Source organism: Parabacteroides sp. KHUB-01 (assembly GCF_056640935.1).
In genome coordinates, this window is record NZ_CM153256.1 from 2,207,459 (window position 1) to 2,233,896 (window position 26,438).

Below are 26,438 nucleotides of genomic sequence, written 5' to 3' on the forward strand. Positions count from 1 at the left end.
CTAGTTTAAAATGCTATAATCAGCAAGTTATGTGTTCTTGTTAAAGTAATGTTTCACGTGGAACACATATGAGGTTTATCTGCCGAGAAGGACCAGCAAGATGTTTATATCGTTAGGAGATATGCCTGGAATTCGACTTGCCTGGGCTATCGTCTCCGGGTCTATTCTCGTCAGCTTCTGTCTGGCTTCTGTCGATAAAGATTGGATAGACATATAGTCGAACTTGCCTTTGATTCGTATATTCTCCAGACGGTTTATTTTGTCTGCGATTACTTGTTCGCGCTTAATGTAGCCGCTATATTTTATCAGGATTTCTGCAGCTTCAATAATTTCATCTTTTCTGCTTTCCGGAACTTTGTCCAACTCTGCTTTGAGGGCCGGAATCAATTCTGCAAGATTTGTAAGGTTGAGCTGCGGACGAAGAACCAATGTCTCAAGTTTGCATCCGTGAGCAAGGGGAGTTGTTCCCAGCTTTTCCAAACCATCATTTATATATTGAGGTTTGATTGAATAGTTCGCACAGAAATTAATCAATGCATCGCGGCTCTCTTTTTTCTCATTTAGCAATCTATATCTGTCAGCTTTTGCCAAACCAAGATTGTGTGATTTTTCAGTGAGTCGCATATCTGCATCATCCTGTCGAAGCAATATTCTGTATTCAGCTCTTGATGTAAACATACGATATGGCTCGTCAACACCTTTAGTCACCAAGTCGTCGATAAGCACTCCAATATATGCTTCGTCACGTCCAAGGATGAAAGGCTCTCCGCCGTGGCAATTAATATGAGCATTTATTCCGGCTACCAAACCTTGTCCGCCTGCTTCTTCATATCCTGTTGTTCCGTTTATCTGTCCGGCAAAGAAAAGATTCTTGATTTGCTTTGTCTCCAGATTATGGTTTAATTGTGTCGGGTCGAAGAAATCGTATTCTATTGCATAACCCGGGCGGAATATCTGAACATCGCGGAATGCAGGAATTGCCTGTAAAGCCCGAAGCTGAACATCAAGCGGGAGAGAAGATGAGAAACCGTTCAGATATAATTCTGTTGTGTTTTCACCTTCCGGTTCCAGGAACAACTGGTGTTGTGTCTTGTCTGCGAATGTTACAATTTTAGTTTCGATACTTGGGCAATATCTCGGACCAATACTTTTTATCTGTCCGTTGTAAAGAGGAGAGTCAGGCAAACCTTCGCGCAAAATCTCATGACAACGTTCGTTTGTGAAGCAAGTCCAGCAGCATAGTTGTTTCAGCTCACGATGTACGTTGTCCATATAGGAGAATTTGTGGAAATCATTTTCTCCTGGCTGCACTTCCATTTCATCGAAATGAACACTTCGTGCATCAATACGTACCGGAGTTCCCGTTTTCATTCTGTCGGATTTAATACCGAGAGAAAGCAATTGCTCAGTTAAACCAGTAGCTGCAGGTTCAGAGATTCGTCCACCTTTGATTTGTGTGCGTCCGATATGCATCAATCCGTTCAGGAAAGTTCCGTTTGTCAGAACAACAGCTCCGGCATGAAATTCCACGCCCATTCCTGTTTTCACACCAACAACACGATTACCGTCCATCAACAGCTCGTGAACCATATCCTGCCATATGGACAGATTAGGAGTGTTTTCCAAAATACCTCTCCAGCATTCGATGAAACGGGCACGGTCGCTTTGCGCTCTCGGGCTCCACATTGCAGGGCCTTTACTTCTGTTAAGCATACGGAATTGGATGGCTGTGCGGTCTGTCACTATACCCATCTGTCCACCCAAGGCATCAATCTCTCTAACGATTTGACCTTTTGCAATACCACCAACAGCCGGATTACAGCTCATCTGGGCAATCTTGTTCATGTCCATTGTGATGAGCAAAGTCTTCGAGCCTAGATTAGCTGCCGCAGCTGCTGCTTCACAACCGGCATGTCCGGCTCCTACAACTATTACATCGTAATTGAAAATCATCGTATATTTTTCTGTTTTTTATTCTTTTGCAAAGATAGTTAAGATGGAGCAGACAACCATTGCTCTTATTCTTTTTTATGGAATCCTCGGCGGGTAGCAGTATTTGTGGTTTGTGGTATGAAATATCTTCGAACAAAAGTTTTGGAGGCATCGAATCCGTTTTTTGCAGGGCCGAACCCAAATCCGCGTGGGGCCGTATATATTTAAACGTAGGACCGGACCTACGCGCCGGCAGGTTCGGTCCTATATTTTGGAATATATAATTATGTATTGTCATCTCTTACATTCTTCCGGGAGTATGGCAAGAGCTTTGTTTTCGTTCTCTTCCATAATTTCTCTTTCTCCCGGACCTTTGTCGTTTATTCCGCAAAGATGAAGAATTCCGTGGATTATTGTACGGTGAAGTTCTTCGTTATATTCTGTATTGAATTTTTCAGCGTTAGTCTTCACAGTATCCAAGCTTATGAACAGGTCGCCGGATATTTTATTCCCGCTTGTATAATCGAAAGTGATAATATCCGTATAATAATCGTGCTGCAAATACTGACGGTTTACTTCCAGTATTTTTTCATCAGAACAGAAAATATAGGAAATATCTCCGGTTTTCTTTCCATGTGTTTCCGCTACTTTTCTCACCCATCCACTCACTGCGTCCTGGTTTATGGCTGGAAGTTCTATGTCTTCGGAATAATAAAAAATTGCCATCTTTTTATTTGTTTGAAGTTTGATTCTGCGAAATTAATCTATTTCGTTTTGCTTTTCAAATCTTCCATAATTTTGTGTGATTTTTTATCTTTGAGCAAAGAAATGAATATTGCTTTGTTGAGTGATAATAGTGCTAACTGAAATATGATTCAAGTCTCAGAACTTAGAGTATATGATTTTGTCTAACAATAAACTTTTATGATATGAAACGATTACTTTGGTTAACCATGCTTTGCTGTCTGTTTGTTTTGACAGCCCAAGCTTCAGATTATGTTTACAAGCGCAACATTCCTTATCGTACGCAAATGCCCAATGCTTATGCCGACTCAATGTGCCGGTTGGATATTGCCAGTCCTGAAGGTGCAGCAAAATCTCCGGTTCTGGTGTGGTTTCATGGAGGAGGACTTACAGGAGGTAGCCGTGAAATTCCAGAAGAATTATTGAAAGAAGGTTTGATAGTTGTAGGTGTTGAATACCGTTTGTCGCCACAAGTGAAAACTTTGGAGATTGTTGATGATGCCGCTGCTGCAGTTGCATGGGTTTTCAATAATATTGGGGAATATGGAGGTGACACTTCTTCCATATATATTGCCGGACATTCAGCCGGAGGATATTTGGTTAATATGATTGGATTGGATAAATCATGGCTGCAGAAATATAATGTAGATGCAGATTTGCTAGCAGGAATTATTCCTTTCAGCGGTCAGGTCATAACACATTTTGCTACCAGAAAGGAGCAAGGCCTGGAACCATTGCAACCAACTATTGACAGGACTGCTCCTCTGTATCATGTAAGAAAAGATTGCGCACCGATTCTGATAATCTCCGGCGACAGAGAAAAAGAGCTCTTTGGCAGATACGAGGAGACAGCCTATTTCTGGAGAATGCTAAAACTTGTCGGTCATCCTGATATTACGATTTACGAACTCGACGGCTTCGACCACGGAACAATGTGCCGCGCAGGTTTCCCGCTTGCCGTTGATTTCATCCGTCAGCATCAGTTGAAGAAATAATTTGCCATATTCAGGTCGCGTCTGTAGATTGTGATTCCAACTCTTTCAATGTGCGATCTCAATCCTGCATTTTTTATTCCTCTAAAATCGACAAGATCTATCATGAAAGGAATAAGAGATGCTTCGAATATTGCCAGAATTGTAGATATATCATCCAGATTTATTTTCTCTCCAATAATGGCAATGTCGATATCTGAGCCTTTCTTAGGGCAGCCTTTAGCTCGCGAACCAAATAATACAGCTTCCTTCACTTTGGGGAAGCTGTATAAAATTCTATGAATTTCTTTCAGCGTTTCCTTGTCTAATACTGTGTTACCAAATTCCCAAGCCATTCGTGAAGTTCTTTTAGTTGGTCATAATATTTGTCTTGTATTTCCGAAACAACATGAAGCGAAACATCTTCGTAGTAGGAATGTGCCATCATGTTTCGGTCGTTCAAAGCCTTCAGCCACGGTTTGGCGTCAGAAATGAATCCACATTGAAAAGCTTTTCTGATTGCATGCTTTGGCGATGAAACATGAAACCCTTCCGACTCCAGATAATCCTTCAATGTTTTCCATCCGAGTTCGAACGTATACTCAAATGTCTGTATCAGTCCTGCCTGGAGCAGAAAATGATTCGGCTCATGTTTAATAATAGTAATAGCTTCGGTCAGTCTGCCAAAAGCCTTAGTGTAATAATTGAATCGTTGTTTCCATCTGATGTCATAATCTATTTCCTCTTTGACATCCTCTTTTTGTTCTTCTTCCATCTTTAATTTTTAGTCATGTAGTCATAAATGTCTTTTCTGTTTCGTCAGCTTCCGAAAAACAGATAAGCCAGACCAATTGAAGCTAGCGCTCCGGCAAGGTCTGCCAGTAAAGAGCATGAAACTGTGTATCGTGAATTTCGTATGCCGACGCTTCCGTAATATAAGGCAACCACATAAAAAGTCGTATCGCTCGAACCTTGAACTATTGAAGCCAGTCTGCCTACGAACGAATCCGCTCCGTAAGTATTCATCGCGTCAAGCATCATCCCGCGGGCACCGCTTCCGCTCAATGGTTTCATAAGCATTGTTGGCAAGGCTTCGACAAAATCGGAATTAAGTCCGACTGCTTCCACACAAAATCTTACTGCATCAATCACAAAATTCATCGCCCCCGAAGCTCGGAACACACCTATTGCCACTAGCACGGCTATAAGATATGGTATAATAGTTATTGCTGTTTGAAATCCTTCTTTTGCTCCTTCAATAAAAGTTTCATAAACGTTTATACGTTTTCTGATGCCACTAACAATAAATCCACAAATAATGGAGAACAGGAGAGTGTTGGCAAAAACTGTGGAATAAAGAGAAACTTCCTCTTGCGGCATTGAGCGGAACAGAACTACCAAACCTCCGATTAATGTTATCAGACCGCCGAAAAACAATATCAGATTTTTCTGCAGAATATTTATTCTCTGTTTGAAACATACGGCAAGAATTGCAACGAGTGTTGAAGTGAAAGTTGCCAGCATAATTGGCAGGAACACATCCGAAGGATTTGCCGCGCCAAGCTGGGCACGATACATCATAATGGTAATCGGTATCAGTGTCAGCCCCGATGCATTTATGCAAAGGAACATAATCATCGGATTGCTTGCCGTGTCTTTATCCTTATTGAATTCCTGCATTTGTTGCATTGCTTTCAATCCCATCGGAGTCGCAGCATTGTCAAGCCCGAGCAGATTAGCTGAAAGATTCATGAATATCGAACCCGTCACCGGATGCTCTTTGGGAATCTCCGGAAACAGTTTGCAGAAAACAGGAGAAGCAAGTTTGGCGAAAGCCTGGATAACTCCACCCTTTTCTCCGATTTTCATAATGCCGAGCCAGAGAGAAAGTACGCCGGTCAGACCGATTGAAATCTCAAATCCTGTTTTTGCTGACGAGAACGTGTTATTGATAATCTCAGTGAACACATTTGTATCTCCGAGAAAAACAAGCTTTCCCATTGCCACCACAAAAGCAATCAGAAAGAATCCAATCCATATATAGTTCAATACCATTTTTAAGAAGTTTAGTCTTATGGCTGCAAATGTAAGTTATTTATACAGACGAGAAAAATAAAAAAGCTGCAAACCCATGAGCTTTTGTGCTTTCCGGTTTTGCAGCTATGCCTTTTTCATTGGTTGGTTTAAAGGCCAGGGAAAATGAAATGTATGTGCGTTTAAGTAAATGTAAGAGCTAGAATTTTCATTTACGCTTTGTTAAGAGAAAAATATATGTGATGTTTTTCAAAGTCTAAAGCTATAGGTTAAACCTTTTCCCGGTGCAATCCACAAATTAGTCACTTCGAAGTTTACATCGCCTTGCGTTTTGTTGTTTTCGAAGCGAACAGATATTGTGTGTTTGCAGTGCGGTTTTATAGTGTATTCACGGAAATAGATAACATCTTTGTCGTGTTCAGTCTTTTTCAGATTGAACTCCAGGTCAGAGTCATTATATAATGTAACTCTTGCGCTGTTTCCATTTCTTTTTATTGATTCAATTTTAATGGAGTTTTCGAAAATCTCTTTCAGGAACACTTCTTCGCCTATCAGATTGTTCTGATGATAAACGGCTGTCCTGCGATTTTCCAAAGCTTCGCGTATTCCCGCCTCGCTTCTTTCCTTAGCGAAGACGAGTGTCATTGTTCTGTGTTCGCCTTTGGCAAAATCAATATCTGCCTGTATTGGCTGGTGAACATCAGAATTACCCATCATTGTAAGTTTTTTGTCCAGACACCACTGGTGAGCTTCCGGGGAATAATTCCCGTTTACAACTTCAATACCATGCATGCATCCGCTGTTCAACAAATCTGTGTGAGCGTCCCACCAAAGAGTTGTGTCCGGTTGCTGTGTGTCCCATGCCGGATGATTCCAGAATATGAAAGCATTTTGCTTCTTTGCTTCGTTGAAAGCATCTTTATATTCTTTTTTGTCCAAGGCATCAGCATCCGAAATGAATATGGCATTGCTGTGTCCTGGCGGCATCGAACGAGTGATTTCGCTACCCTTTATAAGGATGATATTTCTGTCGTCAGCATATTTCTTTGCAATATCAAATGAACGGTCGTGAGCTGCATTTATATCTTCCTTGTGCGGACGATATTCGATGTGCTCAGTCAGAGAAATAGCATCAAGTCCTTCTCTGTATGCTTCGTCAACTCGCACTGTTGGCCAAACTGTTCCGTCCGAGAAAACTGTATGGATATGGAAATCGCATTTCAGAGTTTCGTAACCTTTCAGGTCTGGAATCTGTATTTCGTTTCTTGTCTGTGCCTGACAGAACATTGAAACTAACAAAGCCGGAATTAATAAACTCTTTTTCATCAGATATTGTTTTCTTTTGCGAGAGCAAAGTAACAGCATCTACTTTTCAGAAAGGTTTAGGCTTGATTACAATTTAATGACATATTACTTTTTTGTGGAAAAGAATACGCCGAGAAGAACCAGAACAACTCCGCCAATAGCATAAACCGTAAGTTTCTCATCCAGGAACATCGAAGCGGCTACGGTTGTGAAAAGTGGATTCAGATAAAGATAGTTTGACGATTGTATTGTGCCAAGCTGCTTCAGAACAATATTCCACACAACAAAACAAACCAGCGAAGCCAACACTCCAAGAAAAGCCAGATTCATCCAAACAGCAGGATTGGCAAAACCTTCCGCAGCGAAACTGAAAGGCTTCAGCAGAAATACCGGCAAAACAGTAAGCAATCCGTAAAAGAAAACTTTTCTGGTGATAAATGCTGAATTATATCTTCCCGACAGTTTCCTTATGATAAGACTATAGACCGACCACGACAATGCTGCAGCAAGTGTCAGCAAATCTCCTGCAGGAGAAAGTTGCAGCACGAAGCTGCCGTTGAATATAAGCAGGGCAACTCCAATCAATGCAATTACCGAACCAATAATAATCGGCCGGTTCACTTTTTCATCTTTGTCGGTTAGCAGCGACAGCATTGTTGTCAGCAGCGGAGTTGTACATATAATAAATGCAACATTTGTAGTTTGCGTATAACTCAAAGCCGTGTTTTCAGTCAGGAAATAAAGACTTCCTCCCGTAAAGCCAGAGAGGAGAAGAAGCAATTCGTCTCGCCAACTCTTGGCAAACAGCTTTGCCGGAGAAATAAACCAAATACCGATGTAGGCAACAAGGAAACGGAGAAGAAATATCTCGTGTGGCTGCAAACCATTTTCGATAAGAACTTTTGTTGATATGAATGTTGTTCCCCAAACACCAACAGTTAGTATCGCAAGTATGTGATACAGTTTGGAAGATTCTTTTGTAGGCAGAATATTATTCATGACTGTCTGTATAAAAACGAGGCAAAATTAGTGATTAAATCTTCAATTTTAATATTTTTGCTTTGTTATGTCAATTTTGTTAACTCCGGAAATTTTGATGACATTCACTTTGTGTTTCCTTTGAAATTTCTTCATATAAATCAATAAAACAGAATATCTCTTATGAATAAAGTAAGCACTATCATTTCGGCTGCGGCATTATCATTTGCCGGAATTGCCGCAAACGCCGAGAACAAACCGAATATTATTGTCTTCCTTGTTGATGATATGGGATTGATGGATACATCACTTCCTTTCGTTGTTGATGAAAACGGCAATCCTATAGAGCAGCCTCTTAACCGATGGTACAGAACTCCAAATATGGAAAGACTTGCCGAAACAGGAATCCGTTTCTCAACTTTCTATGCCCAGAGTGTGAGTTCGCCATCGCGCACTTCATTGATGACCGGACAGAACGCCACCCGACACAGAACTACAAACTGGATTAATTCCGAATCAAACAACAGAACTCCATATGGACCGCGTGAGTGGAACTGGAAAGGTATCGATTCGAGTGTTTTCACTCTTCCGCGTTTATTGCATACTCAAGGTTATAAAACCATACATGTAGGAAAGGCTCATTTCGGATGTATTGGCAGTGAAGGTGAGTTTCCTCAGAATATAGGATTCGATGTAAATATCGCAGGTTCGTCTATCGGTCAGCCTGGAAGTTATCTTGGCGAGGAAGGATATGGAAATATTGCCGGATATAAACCAAGAGCTGTTCCAGGACTTGAGAAATATCATGGTTCGGAAACTTTCCTGACCGATGCATTGACCCTTGAAGCCAAAGCTGAAATGGATAAAGCTATAGCCGAAGGAAAACCTTTCTACCTGAACATGGCTCATTATGCCCTGCATGCTCCTTTTATGGCAGATAAGCGTTTCCTTTCGCACTACGAAGGTGATGCTTCGAAGAGCGATGCTGCAAAAGCATTTGCAACTTTAGTGGAAGGAATGGATAAATCCCTTGGCGAAATAATGGACTATCTTGTTGAGAAAGGTGTTGCCGAAAACACTCTTATAATATTCCTTGGTGATAATGGCGGTGATGCTCCTTTAGGACCGGCACGTGAATATGCTTCTTCTGCTCCTTTACGTGGAAAGAAAGGTACGGAGTTCGAAGGTGGAATGCGAGTGCCATTCATCATTTCGTGGGCAAAACCAAATGCAAAAAACAAATTGCAAAAAGCTTTCCCGGTTGCTTCCGGTAAAGTACAAACTCAGATGGGAACGATAATGGATGTTTATCCTACGCTTGCTTCTTTGAGTGGAGCTGAGATTCCGCAATCTCATGCTGTGGATGGACAGAATCTTAAGCCGCTTCTTCAGGGAAACAGTTCTGCCGAGAGAGAAAATGTTTTCCTTATGCATTTCCCGCACAGCCATCGCGGAAGCTATTTCACCGTTTATCGTGAAGGCAACTGGAAAATAATTTATTATTATAATCCCGAACATCCCGAACGTCCGGAGTGTCTTCTTTATAATCTTAAAGATGACCCGTTTGAGAAGAATGAACTTTCAGAAACAAATCCTTCCAAGAGAAATGAAATGTTGAAGACGATGATTGCGCGTCTTGAAAAAGAAGGCGCTCTTTATCCTGTGGATTTCGAAGGAAATGTTGTGAAACCGGATTTGGATTACTTCTTGAGTAAGTAAGCTTCAGAAACAAGTTGACAAGGGAAAGAACTCTTGTCAACTTGTTTCCTCGTTAACTTGTATCTGTTATAATTTGTAAATACAATTTCTTTTTACTAACATTGTGGAACATTAGCTAAAAAGGGAAGTAGTATGTCGGCAATGATGAGTTTTAGCGATATATATACATTATATTATAAGCGTTCATTTATGTTCGTAAAATCTTATGTACGCTACGACCAGGTTGCTGAAGATATTACATCCGAATCTTTGATACAGTTGTGGGAAACGATGAAGACGGAAACGGTTGAGCATCCTTTGGCTTTGCTTATAACAATTCTCCGTAATCGTTCGCTGAACTACCTGAAGCGTCAGGAAACCAAACTTGAGGTGATGGAGAATATATCTTCTGTTCAGATAAGAGATATAAACTATCGTATAATGAGTCTTGAGGCATGTGATCCGTCGACTATTTATACAGATGATATAAATCATATCATTAATGAAACTCTCAATTCTTTACCAGAGCAGACACAACGCATTTTCCGTATGAGCCGTTATGAGCAAATGTCGGTCAAGGAAATTGCCGAAAAGATGGGTGTCTCATCAAAAACTGTGGAATATCACATCACTAAAGCCCTTAAGGAACTGCGTATTTCTCTGAAGGATTATTTACCTATGGCACTTTTCTTTTTCAAGGAAATTATTTAGCTGATTTGTAAACTCAAAAACTTACAAACTTAAAAACTAATAATATTATGAATGAAATTCTAGATTACGACAAATTCCCTGTATCTTTTGTTCATTGCTTCAATGAAAAATGCACACGTAAAGCTGAATGCCTTAGATATAGTGTGGCTTCGAATGTGCCAGCTTCCAGAAAAGTGGTGACAAGTGTTAATCCTGTGTCTATTATTCCTTTAACTGGGGAAAACTGTGAAATGTTTGTACTTGACAAACCGGAAATGTTTGCCAAAGGTTTTAATATGATGCTTAACTCTATGCCTTATGCCGAGGCTTTGGCTGCAAAGCGCATAATGAAACATTATCTTGGACTGTCTACATATTATCGCTGTCTTAAAAAGGAAAGACTTATCAGTCCTAACGAACAGAATTCAATAATTTCTTTGCTGAAAAAATCCGGAATAAAGACCGAATTTAAATTTGACGAATATGTCGAATATTACGATTTAGGGTAATATTCTGATTCATTGCTATTTGCATTTTCAGGATTTTTTTTGAGGTTGGAAAACTTTTTTCATAATATATGGAAATAAATTTTCATGCTGATGAAAAAGAATTTTCATAATATATGGAAAAAGTTTTTCATAATATGTGGAAAAAAAGTTTCATTACAATGAAAAATTGTAGTTTAGCAGTCGTATCCTTATTTATATAATGTAAACTTTAAAATCATGAGAAAACAATTTAAGTGTGTGTTGGCTATGCTCGCCTTGTTTTCTGCCACTTCTTTGTCTGCACAGACAGAAGTTATGGCTTGGGGAAATATGAGTGGTATCCGTGTGGATGGCGAGCTTATGGAATTTGAATCTTCTTTTCGTGTAGGTAAACCTGGAGGAGAAATGGAAATCAGTGGAAAAGAAAGACAATCTTTTCCAAAGTATCACCGTGATGGAAATATGCAGGAAGTTACGACTCCTATACGTGGAGTGACGCTTCATCAGCAGGTCTGTGACACTGAGAAGGGTGTTGCCGAGGTGGTTCTCACTGCAAAAAGTGACACAGTTCTGCCGGGAGCTTCAGTTTATTTCTGTATGGAATTGCCATCTCCCCGTTATGGCAGTGTGATAGTGGACAACGGACGGGAAATCCAGATTAACGGCAAAGGACGAACATTGAAACTCAGCTTGAAGCAGAAGAAAAATGCCTTCGTCCGTGATGAAGACGGAAACAAGGTAGTTTATATTCCTGTGATGGACCGAGTTCGCCGTGGTTCGGAAAAAACTTTGAAATTCAAGATTTCTGCTGATGGTGAAATAAACAATACAGCAGCAAATGTTTCATTGGATTTGCAGAATCCGGGCAGACTGTTTATGGGTATGGGCGGAAATTTCCGTTTGCAGAATCCTAAGAACGACCCGAAAGTCATCGACTATTGCTTGCAGAATATGAGAGTTGCTTATGGCCGTGTGGAAATGCCATGGCAGAAATGGCAGCCGGATGAAACAACAGACCCTATTGCCGAAGCAAGAAAAGGTAATCTTGACGAGCACGTGCGCCGTTCGATGGAAATGGCACAGCGTTTACAGGCAAAAGGTATGCCGGTAATCGTAAGCTGTTGGTTCCCGCCTGTTTGGGCAATAGATGGCAAGCCGGAGGATTACAAACGCAAGGGCGGTATCCAGGCTTATCGTCTGAATCCACAGAAAGAAAAGCAGATATATAAGTCGCTTGCTGATTATCTTGTTTATTTGAAGCAGGAATATGGAGTTGAAACTGTGATGTTCTCGTTCAACGAATCTGATTTGGGTATTGATGTATTGTTCACAGCCGAAGAGCATGCCCGCTTTATCAAAGGTTTCGGAGCTTATATAGCTGAACGCGGATTGTCAACGACACTTCTTCTCGGCGATAATTCAGATGCAACAACTTTGAGTTTCCTTGATGCCGCATTGAATGATAAATCAGTTTGGCAATATATCGGAGCCGTCTCTTTCCATTCATGGCGAGGATGTGATGATGCTACGTTGAAGAGGTGGGCAGATATTTCGAAGAAAATAAACAAACCTTTGATTGTAGGCGAGGGAAGTACGGATGCAGCAGCATGGCGTTATCCGGAAATCTTTGGCGAATCAACATTTGCCTTCTACGAAATCAATCTTTATGTTCGTCTTTGCGCCATCTGCCAACCTTTGTCTATCCTGCAATGGCAGCTCACTTCAGACTATTCACTTCTTTGGGGCGACGGAATTTTCGGCAGTGAAGGACCTTTGCGCCCAACCCAGCGTTTCTGGAACATCAAACAGCTGGCATCAACTCCTGAAAACTCATTCGCTATTCCTTTGGATTGCGACAAGAAAGAAGTGAATGCTACAGCATTCGGCAATATTTCCAAAGGAGAATATGCCGTTCACTTGGTAAATAATGGCGCCGCTTGTGAAGCCATCGTTACCGGCTTACCTGAAAATATTACTTCATGCCGTGCTTATGTAACCAACTCAGAACGCTCAATGGATGAACTGAAATCAATTAAAGTTGAATCCGGAAAGGTTGTTGTTGAGATGCCGGGGTTGAGTTTTGTGACGGTGATGGTGGAAAGTCGGTGATATTCCAGGTTGATATAATTAACATTGGTATATCTAGTTATTTATAACTTCGTGTGAGATTATATTTGTAACGATTAATAAATAGATAATATATTGAATAAGATTTTAGGGTGCTTAGTAATAAGCATCCTATATTTTATTCTGTATAAACTCTAATCTAAATAAGTAAAAAACATGAAAACCTTAAAATCATATATATTATGGATTAGTTTGTCTTTCCTTCCTTTTTCTTCTCAAGGTCAGTTGAAGTTATGGTATAAAGCACCTGCAGAAAGATGGGCAGAAGCTTTACCTATAGGTAATTCTAAATTAGGGGCAATGGTATATGGTGGAGTTGAGAAAGAAGAACTTCAATTGAATGAAGAAACTTTCTGGGCTGGAGGTCCATATCGTAATGATAATCCGGAAGCCCATAATAATTTGGAAGAGGTTCGTCAGTTGATATTTTCAGGAAAGAATCTTGAGGCTCAGGATTTGATAGATAAGACTTTTTATACTAACTCACACGGTATGCCTTATTTGACATTGGGTAGTTTGGTGATTCACAATCAAAATACTGCAAAAGCTTCAGATTATTATCGTGAGTTAGATTTGGAAAAGGCAATTATTACTACAAGTTATAAAGTAGACCAGACAAAATTTAGTCGTGAAGTATTTGCTTCATTGGTCGATCCAGTGATTATCTTGCGTTATACATCAGATAAGCCAGGTATGTTGGATCTGAAAGTTGGATATGAATCCCCATTAGAACATCAGGTACGACATCAAGGAAAGAAGCTTATTATGCGTAGCCGTGGAACAGACCATGAAGGCATCAAAGGTGTTGTTGAGGCTGAAACACAAACTCAAGCACTTGTAAAAGGTGGAAAGATGTGGATAGACGATCAATATATTCATATTCAAGATGCAGATACGGTGACACTTTATGTAACTGCAGCAACAAATTTTGTTGATTATCACACTGTAAGTGCAAATGAGAGTAAAAGAGCTTCAAGGCAGTTGGAAGTGGCTATGAAGAAGACATATGAAGATGCATTACAAGGGCATTTATCTATGTACCAGACTCAATTTAACCGTGTTTCTCTTAATTTGGGTAAAAGTGATTCGGAAAAAGAGGAAACAATAAATCGAATTGCAAATTTCCATAAAGGAAATGATTTACCTTTGGTTGCCTTGATGTTCCAGTATGGTCGTTATTTACTTATATCTTCGTCTCAACCAGGGGGACAACCTGCAAATTTACAGGGTATTTGGAATAATATGCTTTTACCTCCATGGGATTCAAAATATACAATAAATATCAATACAGAAATGAATTATTGGCCCGCAGAAGTAACGAATCTGACAGAAACACATGAACCTTTATTTGATATGATTCGTGATTTGTCTATAACTGGACGGGAAACAGCTCGGATTATGTATGGAGCTAATGGCTGGGTAGCCCATCATAATACTGATTTATGGAGAATAACAGGAGCTGTTGATCGTGCGTTTTATGGGACATGGCCTAATGGAGGAGCTTGGCTTTCCACACATTTGTGGCAACATTATTTATATACTGGAGATATAAATTTCTTGAAAGATATTTATCCTATTTTGAAAGGTGCAGCAGATTTTTATTTGTCGTTTTTGATTCAACATCCACATTATAAATGGATGGTGTGTGCTCCTTCTATGTCTCCAGAACATGGACCTGGAGGTGAGGATACAGAACAAGCATCTACTATTACAGCTGGATGTACAATGGATAACCAGATTGTGTTTGATGTTTTAAGCCAAGCTTTAGATGCTACAAAAGTATTGAATGGTTCCTTGTCTTATCAGGATTCTTTAAAACAAATGTTGAACCATTTACCACCTATGCAGATTGGTAAATATAACCAACTACAAGAATGGCTTGAGGATGTAGATAATCCAGAAGACAAGCATCGTCATATTTCACATGTTTACGGCCTTTATCCAAGTAATCAGATTTCTCCTTATTCTAACCCTTTATTGTTTCAGGCAGCTAAGAATACATTGATACAACGTGGTGATGAAGCTACTGGTTGGTCGATGGGATGGAAAATAAATCTGTGGGCACGTTTGTTAGATGGAAATCATGCTTTTGAAATGATTAAACATTTATTGGAACTGCTGCCTGGTGATGAATGGAAAAATGAATATCCCCAAGGACGTATTTATCCGAATATGTTGGATGCACATCCTCCTTTCCAAATAGATGGTAATTTTGGTTATACTTCAGGAGTCGCTGAAATGTTATTACAAAGTCATGACGGTGCTTTACATTTATTACCTGCTTTGCCAGATGCTTGGCAACAGGGATATGTAAGAGGTTTGGTTGGTCGTGGTGGTTTTGTTGTGGATATTGATTGGAATGGAGGTCAATTATCTTCGGTACAGATACATTCACGTTTGGGAGGCTTTTTGCGTATACGTTCGTATGTTCCACTGGAAGGTGAAGGACTAGTTGAGGCTAAAGGAGAGAATCCAAATCCGTTTTATAAAATTGCTAATATAAAGGAACCGTTGGTTTCAGACCAAATACAACCTCAATATCCTTTATTATTACGAGTTTATGAATATGATTTGGATACAAAGTCTGGATGTTCTTATTCTTTTACAAGAAAGATATTATAATTCTAAGGAGTTTAAAAGAATAATAGTGTTTATATCGAATAAGGAATAGGGCTAATAATTGTCAGTACCCTAAAACCTTATTCGATATAATTTTTAATGAATGATGTGATTGAAAAATAAATATGTTAAAATAAAATTTTTTCTATTTTCTTCATTTTTTGTTTAGGGATGTCTTTTCATGAATTGTCTTAATATATAGAAACGGAAAAAAGAATATAATGGATAAAGATTTATTATACCGTTACATATCCGGTAATATTAGTGATGTTGAGGCAGAAAAAGTAGTTGAATGGCTTGACGAAGACGAAAAAAACGTAAAAGAATTTATGGCTTTGCACCAGCTTTACAATATAACTGTAATGAATCAGGAAGAAGAGAAAGCAAGTGCAAAGAAAAGTAGAAGGTTCTTTTTACCAAATTCTATTAAATATGACTTGCTTAAAATTGCGGCGGCAGTTTTATTGGTATTAGGCGGTCAGGCTTTGTGGTCTTCAATGAATAAAGAAACTGTTGATACACCAGAATATTATCAGACATTGATTGTTCCGGCAGGCCAGAGGGCGGAAGTTGTGTTGCCGGACAGCACAAAAGTGTGGTTGAACGCAGATTCACGCTTGGTATATCCGGTATCTTTCAATAGTAAAAGCCGAACAGTTGAATTGGAAGGTGAAGCTTATTTTGATGTTAAGCGTAATGAAAATTCACCATTCGTTGTTCATACATCAAAAATAGATGTTAAGGTTTTAGGTACGGAATTTAATGTTAGAGCATATCCGGAACAATCGGAGTCGGAGGTAGCTTTGCTTCGAGGAAGTGTTGAATTGAACAGCCCAAACAATTCTGCAGTTTACAGAATGAAACCGGGAGAACAGGTAAAGATAAAAGATAACCATTATTTATCATCAGCGATAGTTGATAATGACTATTTCAAATGGAAAGAAGGTTTGATTTGCTTTAAGGATGAGTCTATTCAAGATATAATGACAAAATTGTCTTTGTATTTTGATATAAACATAAGAGTTGAAAACACGGGATTGAAAACAGAACGATATACGGGAAAGTTCCGTTCGAAAGACGGTGTTGAGCAAGTTCTTAAGGTTTTACAGCTTGAGCATAGATTCAGATATGTTAAGGATAATGAGAAGAATGAGATAATAATTAAATAAATAACAGCCTATGGGAAAGGATAAATAAGGAAAATCCCGGATAATGCTGCCACATTTTCCGGGATTGTAAGGTCAGTATATTCTGACTAAAACGGGAATATAATCAGAAATACAAACATCTAATATCGCAAAATTATGAAAAAAAAGTTGATAAGGGTATCTAATGCCTTGTTGTTAACCGAATTTAAGCACATTTTTAAGATTATGAAAATTACTTCTCTTCTAGGATTTGTATGTGTTGCCTCGGCTTTTGCTGCACCAATGGACGCGCAAACAATGCGTGTTGACATTTCTGCAAATCAGACTCCAGCTAAAGAGGTGATTAAACAAATCGAAGAACAAACCGATTATCTTTTTGTGTATAATAAAAAAGTTAACCTTAATAATAAGGTAACATTAGATGCTTCGGATATTACTGTTGCCGAGGCTCTTAACAGTATTTTCTCCGGTACTGATATTGTCTATGCAATGGAAGGAAATAACATCTTGTTAATGAATAAGAAGGAAGATTCTGTTCAGCAAAATGGAAAAACAAAGCAAATCACAGGAACTGTGGTTGATGCTTCAGGTATTCCTGTTATCGGTGCTAATGTTATGGTGAAAGGTACTACAAACGGAACGATTACTGATATGAACGGAAAGTTTGTGTTGGAGGTTCCGGAAGGATCTGTGTTGGATATTTCTTATATTGGGTATATAAATCAAATAATTAATGTCGGAAAGAATAATAGTTTTAATATAGCATTAAAGGAGGATACACAGAAACTTGACGAAGTTGTTGTGGTGGGGTATGGTACATTCAAGAAAAGTGATCTTACAGGAGCTATAACACAGGTTAAAGGTGATGAGATATCAAATTTACCATTAAGAAGTGCTGCTGATGCTTTACAAGGTAAAGCTGCCGGTGTAACAATAACAGCAAATTCTGGTAGCCCTGGCTCTTTGGGGGATGTAAGAATTCGTGGTATTGGAACATTAAATGGAAATAATCCTTTGTATGTTGTTGACGGTATGCCTCAAAGTGATATTGGATGGCTGAATCCTCGAGATATAGAGAATTTGGAAGTTTTGAAGGATGCATCAGCACAAGCTATATATGGAGCTCGTGCAGCTAATGGCGTAATTCTAATTACAACAAAACGGGGAACAAAAGGTAGTACGTATAGAAGCAATATAGAGTTTGATATGACTGTAGGTTTTCAATCTGCTTCTAAAAAATACGATATGTTGGATGCAGAAGGTTTTATGGAATATAAAAATAGAGCTTATGCTGCAGCAGGAATGCCTCTTTTAGAAGATTTTTCAACAGCAGAGAAACGTGAGCAAATTCTTTCTTTTTTGGAAAAGAATGGTGGTCGTGAGGGCACAGACTGGTGGGATGAGATAACAAGAAATCCTTCAGAAGCAATTAATCAAAATTATAATTTAGCTTTTTCTGGAGGTATTGATAAGTTAAGATATCGTTCTAGTTTTGGTTATATGAATCAACAAGGTATTTTGAGGGGGTCTGATTACGAAAGACTATCAGGAAGATTGAATTTGGATTCAGAAGTAACAAAATGGTTGAATGTGTCTACAAATTTTAATGTTATATATGAAGGTAGAACAAATATACAGGAAAATGATTCTTACACAGCTACTGTTTTCTCTACAGCTGCTGCTGATCCAATTACTCCTGTTTATAGGAATAATTTGATTGATGTTCCTGATTTTTTATATGATAGAATTTATAATGGATATGAACCGACAAATGAATGGTCAAAATATACAGGTGTACTATATTCAAATAAACCTAATACAGTAGCTCAAGTAGATCGTTCTTCATTAAACAAATGGAGAGGTTTTGCGACAAAAGGAAGTATTACTGGAGAAATAAAGCTTTTCCCATTCTTGACTTTTAAATCTAGTTTTTCTATAGACTTGATAAGAAATCAGTCAGATGGTTTTATCCCTAAGTATTATTTGGATGGAGATGAATATAGTACTTATGCAACGGTTAGTAGGAGTATATCTAATACCGATTATTGGGTTTTTGATAATTATCTGACATATAATCAGAAATTTGGTCGTCATTCTATTATGGCTATGGCTGGTTCATCAGCAGAAAAAAATAGATATGAATATATTTACACTGCAAAACAAGGTATGGCTAATAACGATGAGAGACTACAGATTCTTAATGCTGGGACAATAAATCCTCAGTCTAATGGATATGTATCAATAACATCTTTAAATTCATATTTTGGACGTGCATTTTATTCTTATGATAATAAATACATGCTTACGGTTAATATGCGTTGGGATGGATCATCTCAATTTGCATCAGGAAACAGGTGGGGCTTTTTTCCTTCTATTTCTGGAGGATGGAATTTCTCTGAAGAGCATTTTATGGAAAATATAGATTGGCTATCTCAAGGAAAATTGAGGTTAGGCTGGGGAGAAATAGGTAATCAAACAATACCGTTAGATGCATATTTAAATACTTTTGGAGATGGAGGATATTATATATTTGGAAATAAGAATACATCTTTATCTGGAGGCAGAATACAAGTTGGAAATGCAGATTTAAAATGGGAAACAACAAAGCAACTGGATTTGGGTTTAGATTTGGCTTTTTTTGATGGGTCATTTAGAGCTTCTTTTGACTATTTTGATAGAGAGACTAAAGATATGTTAGTGCAAGTTCCATCTCCTTCAAGTTTGGGATTTCCTAATAATCCATGGGTTAATGCTGGAAGTATTAGCAATAGAGGTATAGAATTGACATTAATGTATGATGGGAAAATAGGTTCAGATTTTACTTATCATATAAATGGTAATTTATCTACATATAGAAACAAAGTGTTGGATTTGGGTAGTGACTCTAATATACCAGGAAAAGGCATTCACTTAGGATATTATAGCTATACAATGACAGAGGTTGGAATGCCTATAGGGTATTATTATGGATATAAGACTGATGGTGTTTTCCAGACACAAAATGAAATAGATAGTTATGTTAATAATGGATCTATAGTAATGCCAAATGCTAAACCTGGAGACTTAAAATTCGTAGATTTAAATAAAGATGGAAAACTTGATGAAGGAGATAGAACTATGGTTGGAAACCCTCATCCTGATTTTACATTTGGTTTAACATTTGGAGCAGAGTATAAAGGATTTGATTTCACAGCATTTTTCCAAGGTTCTGTAGGTAATGATATCTTGAATATTCTTAAATATGATTTGTATGGTGGTGTTGGTTGGTATAATGCTCCCAAAGATATTCTTACTAAATTTTGGGATGGCCCAGGAAGTACAAATGAGAATTTTGCTATTGACGCAAATAGCCGTTTAAATAGGGAAATGTCTTCTTGGTTTGTGGAAGATGGATCATATGTTAGACTTAAAAATCTTCAAATTGGATATACACTGCCTAAATCATGGACGGAAAAAATACATTTTAATAATTTAAGAGTTTATGTGGCTGCTCAGAATCTATTCACTATAACTAAATATTCAGGTTTGGATCCTGAAATAGGTGAGTTGAATGGAAACCCTTTGTATAAAGGTGTTGATATGGGTTTTTATCCTCAAGCTAGGACATTAATGTTTGGTGTTAGTATGAAATTATAATTGAAAGAATTATGAAAACGAATATATTAGAAAAATTATTGACTGTATTTTTAAGTCTTTCTCTATTAAGTTGCAATTCTGATTTTTTGGATAGAGAACAGTTGGGTGTACTAGATGAGGAAACTTATATAAGTACAGCAGATGCAGGATATAAATTATTGACTAATTGTTATATTCCAATGTTAGACAATTGGAATTATCAAGTTGCTAAATTTGAAATTGGAGAATCTTTTGCTGATAATTCAATGAAAGGAGGTTCAGATGCTGCGGATAGAGTTATGGTAACGGAAGTTTCAAGAGGTAATCCTACAACAACAAATGGATTATTATATGATTATTGGAATCATCGTTATCGTACTGCAATATCTGCATGTAACGTATTTTTATCTCTTGTAACTCCAGAAAAAGAATTAATAGATGCAAATGGAGCTCTAATTCCTGAAGAAACGAAAAAACGTTGGATATCAGAAGTTTATTTTCTTCGTGCTTTTTATTATTTTGATTTAGCAATAGTGTTTGGAAATATACCTATTGTAGATAAGGTTTTAACAGCAGCGGATAAAAATACTATAGTAAAATCAGATAGAATGGATGTGTTAAACTTTATTGTGTCTGATTTGGATAAGGCAATATCTGAAGATAATTTGATTAGTGTAAAAGATTTACCTTCTTCTGAGATAGGTCGTGTTACAAAGGAAGCTGCATTATCATTTCGTGCAAGAGTAAAAATGTTTTATAATGATTATGTTGGTGCAAAAGAAGATTTAGCTAAGGTTGTAAATAGTGGTTATTATGAGTTGGCAAATGATTATCAATCATTATTTAATAGTTTTGATGAAGGATACTTATCTAAAGAAGCAGTATTTATAACTATTCAGTCATATATACCAAATTATACAGGTGGAAGTGTTTGTCCTCAAATGAATATGGGACGAAACAATGTAGGAGGTTGGGGAGGGCAGTGCCCAACTAATGACTTAGTTGCAGAGTATGAAGTAGGAGACCCTCGTTTAACTCATACTGTAATGTCATCTGGAGATATATTTTACAAAGCAGATGGAGTAACAACGGAGGTACATGATTATACAGGATATGATAATTTTACGTTACAACATAGTAGAAAACAATGGGTTGATTATTCTAGAAGACCAACTGGAAATTTGACGCAAACAGACTGGACCTTTTATCATATAAGGTATGCTGATGTATTATTAATGTACGCTGAGTGTTTGATAGAAACTGATGATAATAAGCAATTAGCTGTAGATCTTATAAATAAAGTTCGTAAAAGAGCTTTTGTCTCTACTTCATCTACAGATAAATATGCTCAATATCGTAGATTTAATATATCAGATGATAAAAAGGTGACAGAGGATATTTTTGAAAGTAAATATAAAATAAAAGTTACTGATGATTTACGAAAAGCAGTAAGACATGAACGTCGAGTTGAGTTAGCAGGAGAAGGGCTTAGATTATATGATTTATTAAGATGGGGTACTTTTGTTCAAACTATGCAAGCTTTTGGTAAAACTCCTGAAGGTCAATATTCTGGTACAGGAACTTTAGTGACAGATAAAACATGGCCTTATCCTATACCTCAAAACGAGATAGACTATGTTGGAGGAAGTTTGACTCAAAACGACAATTATTAATAGAATATATTATGTTTATTTTAAATAGAATATTGTATTATGAAAAACTTTTCAAGAAGAGAATTTTTAAAGACTAGCGCATTTGCTGCAGCTGGATTAACAATTGTTCCAAGTTCTGTTTTAGGCAAGTCTCATGGTTTTGTTTCTCCTAGTGATAAACTAAATATTGCAGGTATAGGTGTCGGAGGAATGGGGCGTAGAAATCTAAAGAACATGAGCACTGAAAATATAGTTGCTTTATGTGATGTTGATTGGCATTATGCTGAAAAGACATTTAATGATTATCCTAAAGCTAAGAGATTTAAGGATTGGCGTGTTATGTTTGATGAGATGGGTAAATCTATAGATGCTATAATGGTAGCAACTCCAGATCATACTCATGCAGGTGTAACAGCTCATGCTATAACATTAGGAAAACATTGCTATACACAGAAACCTTTGACACATTCTGTATATGAATCCCGTTTGTTAACAAAATTGGCAAAGAAATATAAAGTGGCCACACAAATGGGTAATCAAGGAAATTCATTCGATTGGTGTCGTCAGATTGCAGAATGGATATGGGCTGGAGTTATAGGTGATGTTTATGAGGTTCATTGTTGGACAGACCGCCCAATTTGGCCTCAGGGTTTGATGAAACCTAAGGATTTAGTAAAATGTCCAAAGACTTTAGATTGGGATTTATTTATTGGGCCAGCAGAAAAACGACCATATAATCCTGTTTATACTCCTTGGAACTGGCGTGGATGGTGGGATTTTGGAACTGGCGCTCTTGGTGATATGGCTTGTCATATAATGGATCCTTTGTATTGGGCTTTGGATTTGAAGTATCCGACTAGTGTAATAGGTAGTTCAACATTGAGTAATTTATACTCTCCTCCTCATGCTCAGATAGTAACATATACATTCCCGGAACGTCCGGCTAGAGGTAACGTAAAGATGCCTGAGGTTAAAGTTTACTGGTACGATGGAGGACTTATGCCTCCTCGTCCAGAAGAATTAAAAGATGGACAGATGATGGGTGATGAAAATGGAGGAATAATCTTTATTGGAACAAAAGGAAAAATAATGACAGGATGCTACGGAATGAATCCTACATTATTACCAATATCTGATATGGATCACTTTAACCAGCCGAAACCAAGTATTCCTAGAGTAAAAGGTGGAAATGGAAATATTTGGGATACAAATGCTCATGAACAAGACTGGATTCGTGCATGTAAAGAATCTCCAGAAAATAGAGTAGAGGCTTCTTCTAATTTCCAATTTTCTGGTCCTTTCAATGAGATGGTTGTTATGGGTGTTCTAGCAGTAAGATTATCTGGTTTACAAGGATTGCATCGTGAATTGATGTGGGATGGAGAAAATATGAAGTTTACTAATATATCCCCGAATGACAAGATAAAGATTGTAACAGTGGACGACTTTAAAGTTATAGATGGAGATCCAAGGTTTGATCGTCGATTTGCAGAGTTCAATGCATTGGACGTTGCTAATGAATGGATTAATCATACATATAGGAATGGTTTTTCTTTACCAGAGATGCCACAATAAATTTTAGAAATTTAAGTTGCAATTTTTCAGATACAAGTTGACAAGATTATAAACTTATTACTTTTGAGAAATATAGTTTAAAAGGAACTTGTCAACTTGTTTTTCAATGTTTGCTTATTCTTATAAAATTTGAAGAATCTAATATGAAAAAGTATAGTTTATTATTGTTTATTTCTATTTGTATAGGAATGTTATTTGCTTGTAATGGCAATAAGACAATTGCTGAAAAGAATGGCTGGAATTTAGCAATTCAATCTTACTCATTTCATAAATTTACACTTCTAGAAGCTTTAGATAAAACACAGGAATTAGGAGTGAAGTATATTGAGATATTTCCAGGTCATAAAATTGGAGGAAAATGGGGTGACAAGGTTTTTGATTTTAATCTTGATTTAGATACACGTAAAGAACTTAAAGATATTGCAAAATCTAAAGGAATAAAAATAATTTCAACAGGAGTCTATGTTGCAGAAAAATCTTCTGGTTGGGAGAAAATGTTTGCTTTCGCAAAAGATATGGGAATGGAATATATTTCCTGTGAGCCAGCTCTTAATGATTGGGATTTGGTTGAGAAGTTGGCTGAGAAATATAATATAAAGGTATCAGTTCATAATCATCCTAAGCCATCAGATTATTGGAATCCTGATAATTTGCTGGATGCAATATCAAAAAGAAGTAATCTTATAGGTTCTTGTGCAGATGTAGGACATTGGAATCGTGAAGGGCTTAATCATATTGAATGTTTGAAAAAGATGGAGGGACGTTTGATATCTTTGCACTTTAAAGATATAAAAAATGAACCTAATGAGAATAATTGGCGTGATGATACTATTTGGGGTAAAGGAGTTCTTGATGTGAAATCTATGCTTAAAGAATTGGAAAGACAGGGCTTTAAGGGGATGTTTACTATAGAATATGAATATAACTGGGATAATTCTGTTCCAGATATAAAGGAATGTATAATGTATTTTAATAAAGCTTCCGAAGAAATTTTATAACGTTTATTTTAGATTATAATTACAATCAGTACATATTCTATAACTTTATGAATATGTACTGATTTTTTTAATTTTTATGCTATTATGGATAGAAGAAATTTTTTTGGAGAATTGATGATGGGGAGTGGAATATATTTCTCTTCTGTTCTTACATCTTGTTCTTCTACTAGTAATAAAATAGATGTGGGAAAAAGAGTAGTTATTGATACTCTATCTGAAAGTTTTATATCTGATATAATAATTGCGGGAGCAGGTGTCGGTGGATATGCATCTGCTTTATCTGCATTGAAAAATGGTCTTACAGTTGTTATGACAGAAGAGACAGACTGGATTGGTGGACAACTTACGCAACAGATGGTCCCACCTGATGAACATCCTTGGATTGAAGAATTTGGTTCAACCTCTTCTTATCGTAAATTGAGGAATATGGTAAGGGATTATTATAGGAGTTTTTATCCCTTAAAAGAAGAAGAGTTAGAGAATAAATATCTGAATCCAGGGAAAGGTTCAGTTTCTAGATTATGTTCTGAACCTAAAGTTTGGCTTCATGTTATGGAGAATATGTTGATGCCATATATTTCATCTGGACGATTAATTCTTTTGCTTGAACATAAAGTTGTTTCTGCAGAAATGGAAAAAACAAAGGTGAAATCCTTAAATGTTAAAAATTTAAAAAATGGAAAAGAAATAACTCTTTATGCTGAGTATTTTGTAGATGCAACAGAATTAGGAGACTTATTACCAATAACAGGAACAGAATATGTAACTGGGGCAGAATCAAAAAATGAGACAAATGAACTTCATGCTTCAGAATATAAAGATCCTACAAATGAGCAGGCATTTACAATGTGTTTTGCTTTGGATTATATGCCAGGTGAAGACTGGACTATAAGAAAACCTGAGGAGTATGATTTTTGGAGAAATTATGTACCAGATCTCAAAAGAAAATGGTCAGGAAATCTTTTGTCTTTGACATATTGTAATCCACAAACATTAGAACCGCGGACCTTTGATTTTCATCCTGAAGGAAAAGTATTCAATAATAGGATGAATTGGTGGAATTATCGTAAGATAATAGACAAGAATACATTTGAAACAGGTTTCTATAAAGGTGATATATCTTTGATTAACTGGCCTCAAAATGATTATATTTTAGGTAGAATTGTGGATGTTTCAGATGAGGAATTTAGGTATAATATTGAGCGGGCAAAACAATTGAGTTTATCATTAGTCTATTGGCTACAAACAGAAGTGGAACGTCCAGACGGAGGTAAAGGATGGAAAGGTTTACGTTTAAGAAATGATATATCAGGTACTCAAGATGGATTGGCAAAATATCCTTATGTTAGAGAATCAAGGAGAATTAAATCAGTTTTTACAATCAAAGAGGAACATGTAGGTAAAGAACAACGTGAAATGTATTTATCTAAAGGAGAAAAGTTACGAAGTTCAGATTTCTATGATAGTGTTGGTGTTGGTTATTATCATATAGATTTACATCCTTCAACAGGTGGTGATAATTATATTGACTTCCCATCTTTACGCTATGAGATACCTTTAGGTGCGTTAATACCTGTAAAAACAGAAAATTTGTTACCCGCATGTAAGAATATAGGAACAACTCATATAACAAATGGATGTTATCGTCTCCATCCTACAGAATGGGGAATCGGTGAAGCCGTTGGTGCTTTAGTTAAATATGCTTTGGACAAGAAAGTTCGTCCACGAGATATTAGGGAGGATAGTGCTCTACTTAAAGGTTTTCAAGATATGTTATGTAATCAAGGTGTTGAATTGAAGTGGCCTGATGAATAGAAATAAAAGTATTATTGTTTAATGTTTAATACCTTTAGTGTTATATTTG

General features: G+C 37.3%; 19 protein-coding genes. 12 read left to right on the top strand and 7 right to left on the bottom strand.

Annotated features, from left to right (window positions below; all coding sequences use genetic code 11):
• Positions 1 to 75: 75 nt before the first annotated feature.
• The gene (gene mnmG, locus ACYIAR_RS09580) at positions 76 to 1,953 is read right to left on the bottom strand and encodes a tRNA uridine-5-carboxymethylaminomethyl(34) synthesis enzyme MnmG (protein ID WP_480329205.1); all 1,878 of its coding nucleotides are present in this window, start codon (positions 1,951 to 1,953) and stop codon (positions 76 to 78) included.
• Between the two features lie 273 nt (positions 1,954 to 2,226).
• A complete protein-coding gene (ybeY, locus tag ACYIAR_RS09585; protein WP_480329207.1) occupies positions 2,227 to 2,658 on the bottom strand; it encodes an rRNA maturation RNase YbeY in 432 nt (143 codons plus the stop codon).
• Between the two features lie 203 nt (positions 2,659 to 2,861).
• On the opposite strand from ybeY, the gene ACYIAR_RS09590 reads away from it, so the two are divergent.
• Positions 2,862 to 3,671, top strand: coding sequence for an alpha/beta hydrolase (locus tag ACYIAR_RS09590; RefSeq protein WP_480329209.1), 810 nt, complete (start codon positions 2,862 to 2,864; stop codon positions 3,669 to 3,671).
• Here the strand turns inward: ACYIAR_RS09590 and ACYIAR_RS09595 are convergent.
• The 5 genes from ACYIAR_RS09595 to ACYIAR_RS09615 form a co-directional block, all read right to left on the bottom strand.
• Complete coding sequence (locus ACYIAR_RS09595) at positions 3,656 to 4,003, bottom strand: nucleotidyltransferase family protein (RefSeq protein WP_480329211.1); 348 nt, start codon at positions 4,001 to 4,003, stop codon at positions 3,656 to 3,658. The genes ACYIAR_RS09590 and ACYIAR_RS09595 overlap by 16 nt on opposite strands.
• On the bottom strand, positions 3,973 to 4,422 hold the full coding sequence (locus tag ACYIAR_RS09600; RefSeq protein WP_480329213.1) for a nucleotidyltransferase substrate binding protein: 450 nt from the start codon (positions 4,420 to 4,422) through the stop codon (positions 3,973 to 3,975). The genes ACYIAR_RS09595 and ACYIAR_RS09600 overlap by 31 nt, the downstream gene beginning before the upstream one ends.
• A gap of 44 nt (positions 4,423 to 4,466) precedes the next feature.
• Positions 4,467 to 5,702: a nucleoside recognition domain-containing protein gene (locus ACYIAR_RS09605; RefSeq protein ID WP_480329215.1), complete on the bottom strand. Its 1,236-nt coding sequence runs from the start codon at positions 5,700 to 5,702 to the stop codon at positions 4,467 to 4,469.
• Positions 5,703 to 5,930: 228 nt separating this feature from the next.
• Positions 5,931 to 7,007: an Sb-PDE family phosphodiesterase gene (locus ACYIAR_RS09610; protein ID WP_480329217.1), complete on the bottom strand. Its 1,077-nt coding sequence runs from the start codon at positions 7,005 to 7,007 to the stop codon at positions 5,931 to 5,933.
• An 84-nt stretch (positions 7,008 to 7,091) separates the two neighbouring features.
• Positions 7,092 to 7,985, bottom strand: a complete 894-nt coding sequence (locus tag ACYIAR_RS09615; protein ID WP_480329219.1) for a DMT family transporter — start codon at positions 7,983 to 7,985, stop codon at positions 7,092 to 7,094.
• Positions 7,986 to 8,147: 162 nt separating this feature from the next.
• Between ACYIAR_RS09615 and ACYIAR_RS09620 the strand changes: the two genes are divergently transcribed.
• From ACYIAR_RS09620 to ACYIAR_RS09670, 11 genes are all read left to right on the top strand, one after another.
• Positions 8,148 to 9,683: a sulfatase gene (locus tag ACYIAR_RS09620; RefSeq protein WP_480329221.1), complete on the top strand. Its 1,536-nt coding sequence runs from the start codon at positions 8,148 to 8,150 to the stop codon at positions 9,681 to 9,683.
• A gap of 132 nt (positions 9,684 to 9,815) precedes the next feature.
• A complete protein-coding gene (locus tag ACYIAR_RS09625) occupies positions 9,816 to 10,373 on the top strand; it encodes an RNA polymerase sigma-70 factor (protein WP_480329224.1) in 558 nt (185 codons plus the stop codon).
• A gap of 47 nt (positions 10,374 to 10,420) precedes the next feature.
• Entirely contained in the window at positions 10,421 to 10,861 is a 441-nt protein-coding gene (locus tag ACYIAR_RS09630; RefSeq protein WP_480329226.1) for a DUF6078 family protein, read from the top strand.
• A 216-nt stretch (positions 10,862 to 11,077) separates the two neighbouring features.
• Entirely contained in the window at positions 11,078 to 12,949 is a 1,872-nt protein-coding gene (locus ACYIAR_RS09635) for a glycoside hydrolase (RefSeq protein ID WP_480329228.1), read from the top strand.
• Positions 12,950 to 13,123: 174 nt separating this feature from the next.
• Positions 13,124 to 15,589, top strand: a complete 2,466-nt coding sequence (locus ACYIAR_RS09640) for a glycoside hydrolase family 95 protein (protein ID WP_480329229.1) — start codon at positions 13,124 to 13,126, stop codon at positions 15,587 to 15,589.
• A gap of 218 nt (positions 15,590 to 15,807) precedes the next feature.
• The gene (locus ACYIAR_RS09645) at positions 15,808 to 16,755 is read left to right on the top strand and encodes a FecR family protein (RefSeq protein WP_480329230.1); all 948 of its coding nucleotides are present in this window, start codon (positions 15,808 to 15,810) and stop codon (positions 16,753 to 16,755) included.
• A 135-nt stretch (positions 16,756 to 16,890) separates the two neighbouring features.
• Entirely contained in the window at positions 16,891 to 20,370 is a 3,480-nt protein-coding gene (locus ACYIAR_RS09650) for a TonB-dependent receptor (protein WP_480329231.1), read from the top strand.
• A gap of 11 nt (positions 20,371 to 20,381) precedes the next feature.
• Positions 20,382 to 22,022 carry a RagB/SusD family nutrient uptake outer membrane protein gene (locus ACYIAR_RS09655; protein ID WP_480329233.1) on the top strand — a complete coding sequence of 547 codons (1,641 nt, stop codon included), beginning with the start codon at positions 20,382 to 20,384 and terminating at the stop codon, positions 22,020 to 22,022.
• Positions 22,023 to 22,061: 39 nt separating this feature from the next.
• A complete protein-coding gene (locus tag ACYIAR_RS09660; RefSeq protein WP_480329235.1) occupies positions 22,062 to 23,576 on the top strand; it encodes a Gfo/Idh/MocA family protein in 1,515 nt (504 codons plus the stop codon).
• Between the two features lie 188 nt (positions 23,577 to 23,764).
• Entirely contained in the window at positions 23,765 to 24,574 is an 810-nt protein-coding gene (locus ACYIAR_RS09665) for a sugar phosphate isomerase/epimerase family protein (protein ID WP_480333619.1), read from the top strand.
• A gap of 84 nt (positions 24,575 to 24,658) precedes the next feature.
• Positions 24,659 to 26,389 carry an FAD-dependent oxidoreductase gene (locus ACYIAR_RS09670; RefSeq protein ID WP_480329237.1) on the top strand — a complete coding sequence of 577 codons (1,731 nt, stop codon included), beginning with the start codon at positions 24,659 to 24,661 and terminating at the stop codon, positions 26,387 to 26,389.
• The last annotated feature ends 49 nt before the right edge of the window (positions 26,390 to 26,438 follow it).

Excerpts from the sequence above, each read along its gene's own strand:
- mnmG (WP_480329205.1), bottom strand. The coding sequence starts at position 1,953 with ATGATTTTCAATTACGATGTAATAGTTGTAGGAGCCGGACATGCCGGT.
- ybeY (WP_480329207.1), bottom strand. The coding sequence starts at position 2,658 with ATGGCAATTTTTTATTATTCCGAAGACATAGAACTTCCAGCCATAAAC.
- ACYIAR_RS09590 (WP_480329209.1), top strand. The coding sequence starts at position 2,862 with ATGAAACGATTACTTTGGTTAACCATGCTTTGCTGTCTGTTTGTTTTG.
- ACYIAR_RS09595 (WP_480329211.1), bottom strand. The coding sequence starts at position 4,003 with ATGGCTTGGGAATTTGGTAACACAGTATTAGACAAGGAAACGCTGAAA.
- ACYIAR_RS09600 (WP_480329213.1), bottom strand. The coding sequence starts at position 4,422 with ATGGAAGAAGAACAAAAAGAGGATGTCAAAGAGGAAATAGATTATGAC.
- ACYIAR_RS09605 (WP_480329215.1), bottom strand. The coding sequence starts at position 5,702 with ATGGTATTGAACTATATATGGATTGGATTCTTTCTGATTGCTTTTGTG.
- ACYIAR_RS09610 (WP_480329217.1), bottom strand. The coding sequence starts at position 7,007 with ATGAAAAAGAGTTTATTAATTCCGGCTTTGTTAGTTTCAATGTTCTGT.
- ACYIAR_RS09615 (WP_480329219.1), bottom strand. The coding sequence starts at position 7,985 with ATGAATAATATTCTGCCTACAAAAGAATCTTCCAAACTGTATCACATA.
- ACYIAR_RS09620 (WP_480329221.1), top strand. The coding sequence starts at position 8,148 with ATGAATAAAGTAAGCACTATCATTTCGGCTGCGGCATTATCATTTGCC.
- ACYIAR_RS09625 (WP_480329224.1), top strand. The coding sequence starts at position 9,816 with ATGTCGGCAATGATGAGTTTTAGCGATATATATACATTATATTATAAG.
- ACYIAR_RS09630 (WP_480329226.1), top strand. The coding sequence starts at position 10,421 with ATGAATGAAATTCTAGATTACGACAAATTCCCTGTATCTTTTGTTCAT.
- ACYIAR_RS09635 (WP_480329228.1), top strand. The coding sequence starts at position 11,078 with ATGAGAAAACAATTTAAGTGTGTGTTGGCTATGCTCGCCTTGTTTTCT.
- ACYIAR_RS09640 (WP_480329229.1), top strand. The coding sequence starts at position 13,124 with ATGAAAACCTTAAAATCATATATATTATGGATTAGTTTGTCTTTCCTT.
- ACYIAR_RS09645 (WP_480329230.1), top strand. The coding sequence starts at position 15,808 with ATGGATAAAGATTTATTATACCGTTACATATCCGGTAATATTAGTGAT.
- ACYIAR_RS09650 (WP_480329231.1), top strand. The coding sequence starts at position 16,891 with ATGAAAAAAAAGTTGATAAGGGTATCTAATGCCTTGTTGTTAACCGAA.
- ACYIAR_RS09655 (WP_480329233.1), top strand. The coding sequence starts at position 20,382 with ATGAAAACGAATATATTAGAAAAATTATTGACTGTATTTTTAAGTCTT.
- ACYIAR_RS09660 (WP_480329235.1), top strand. The coding sequence starts at position 22,062 with ATGAAAAACTTTTCAAGAAGAGAATTTTTAAAGACTAGCGCATTTGCT.
- ACYIAR_RS09665 (WP_480333619.1), top strand. The coding sequence starts at position 23,765 with ATGTTATTTGCTTGTAATGGCAATAAGACAATTGCTGAAAAGAATGGC.
- ACYIAR_RS09670 (WP_480329237.1), top strand. The coding sequence starts at position 24,659 with ATGGATAGAAGAAATTTTTTTGGAGAATTGATGATGGGGAGTGGAATA.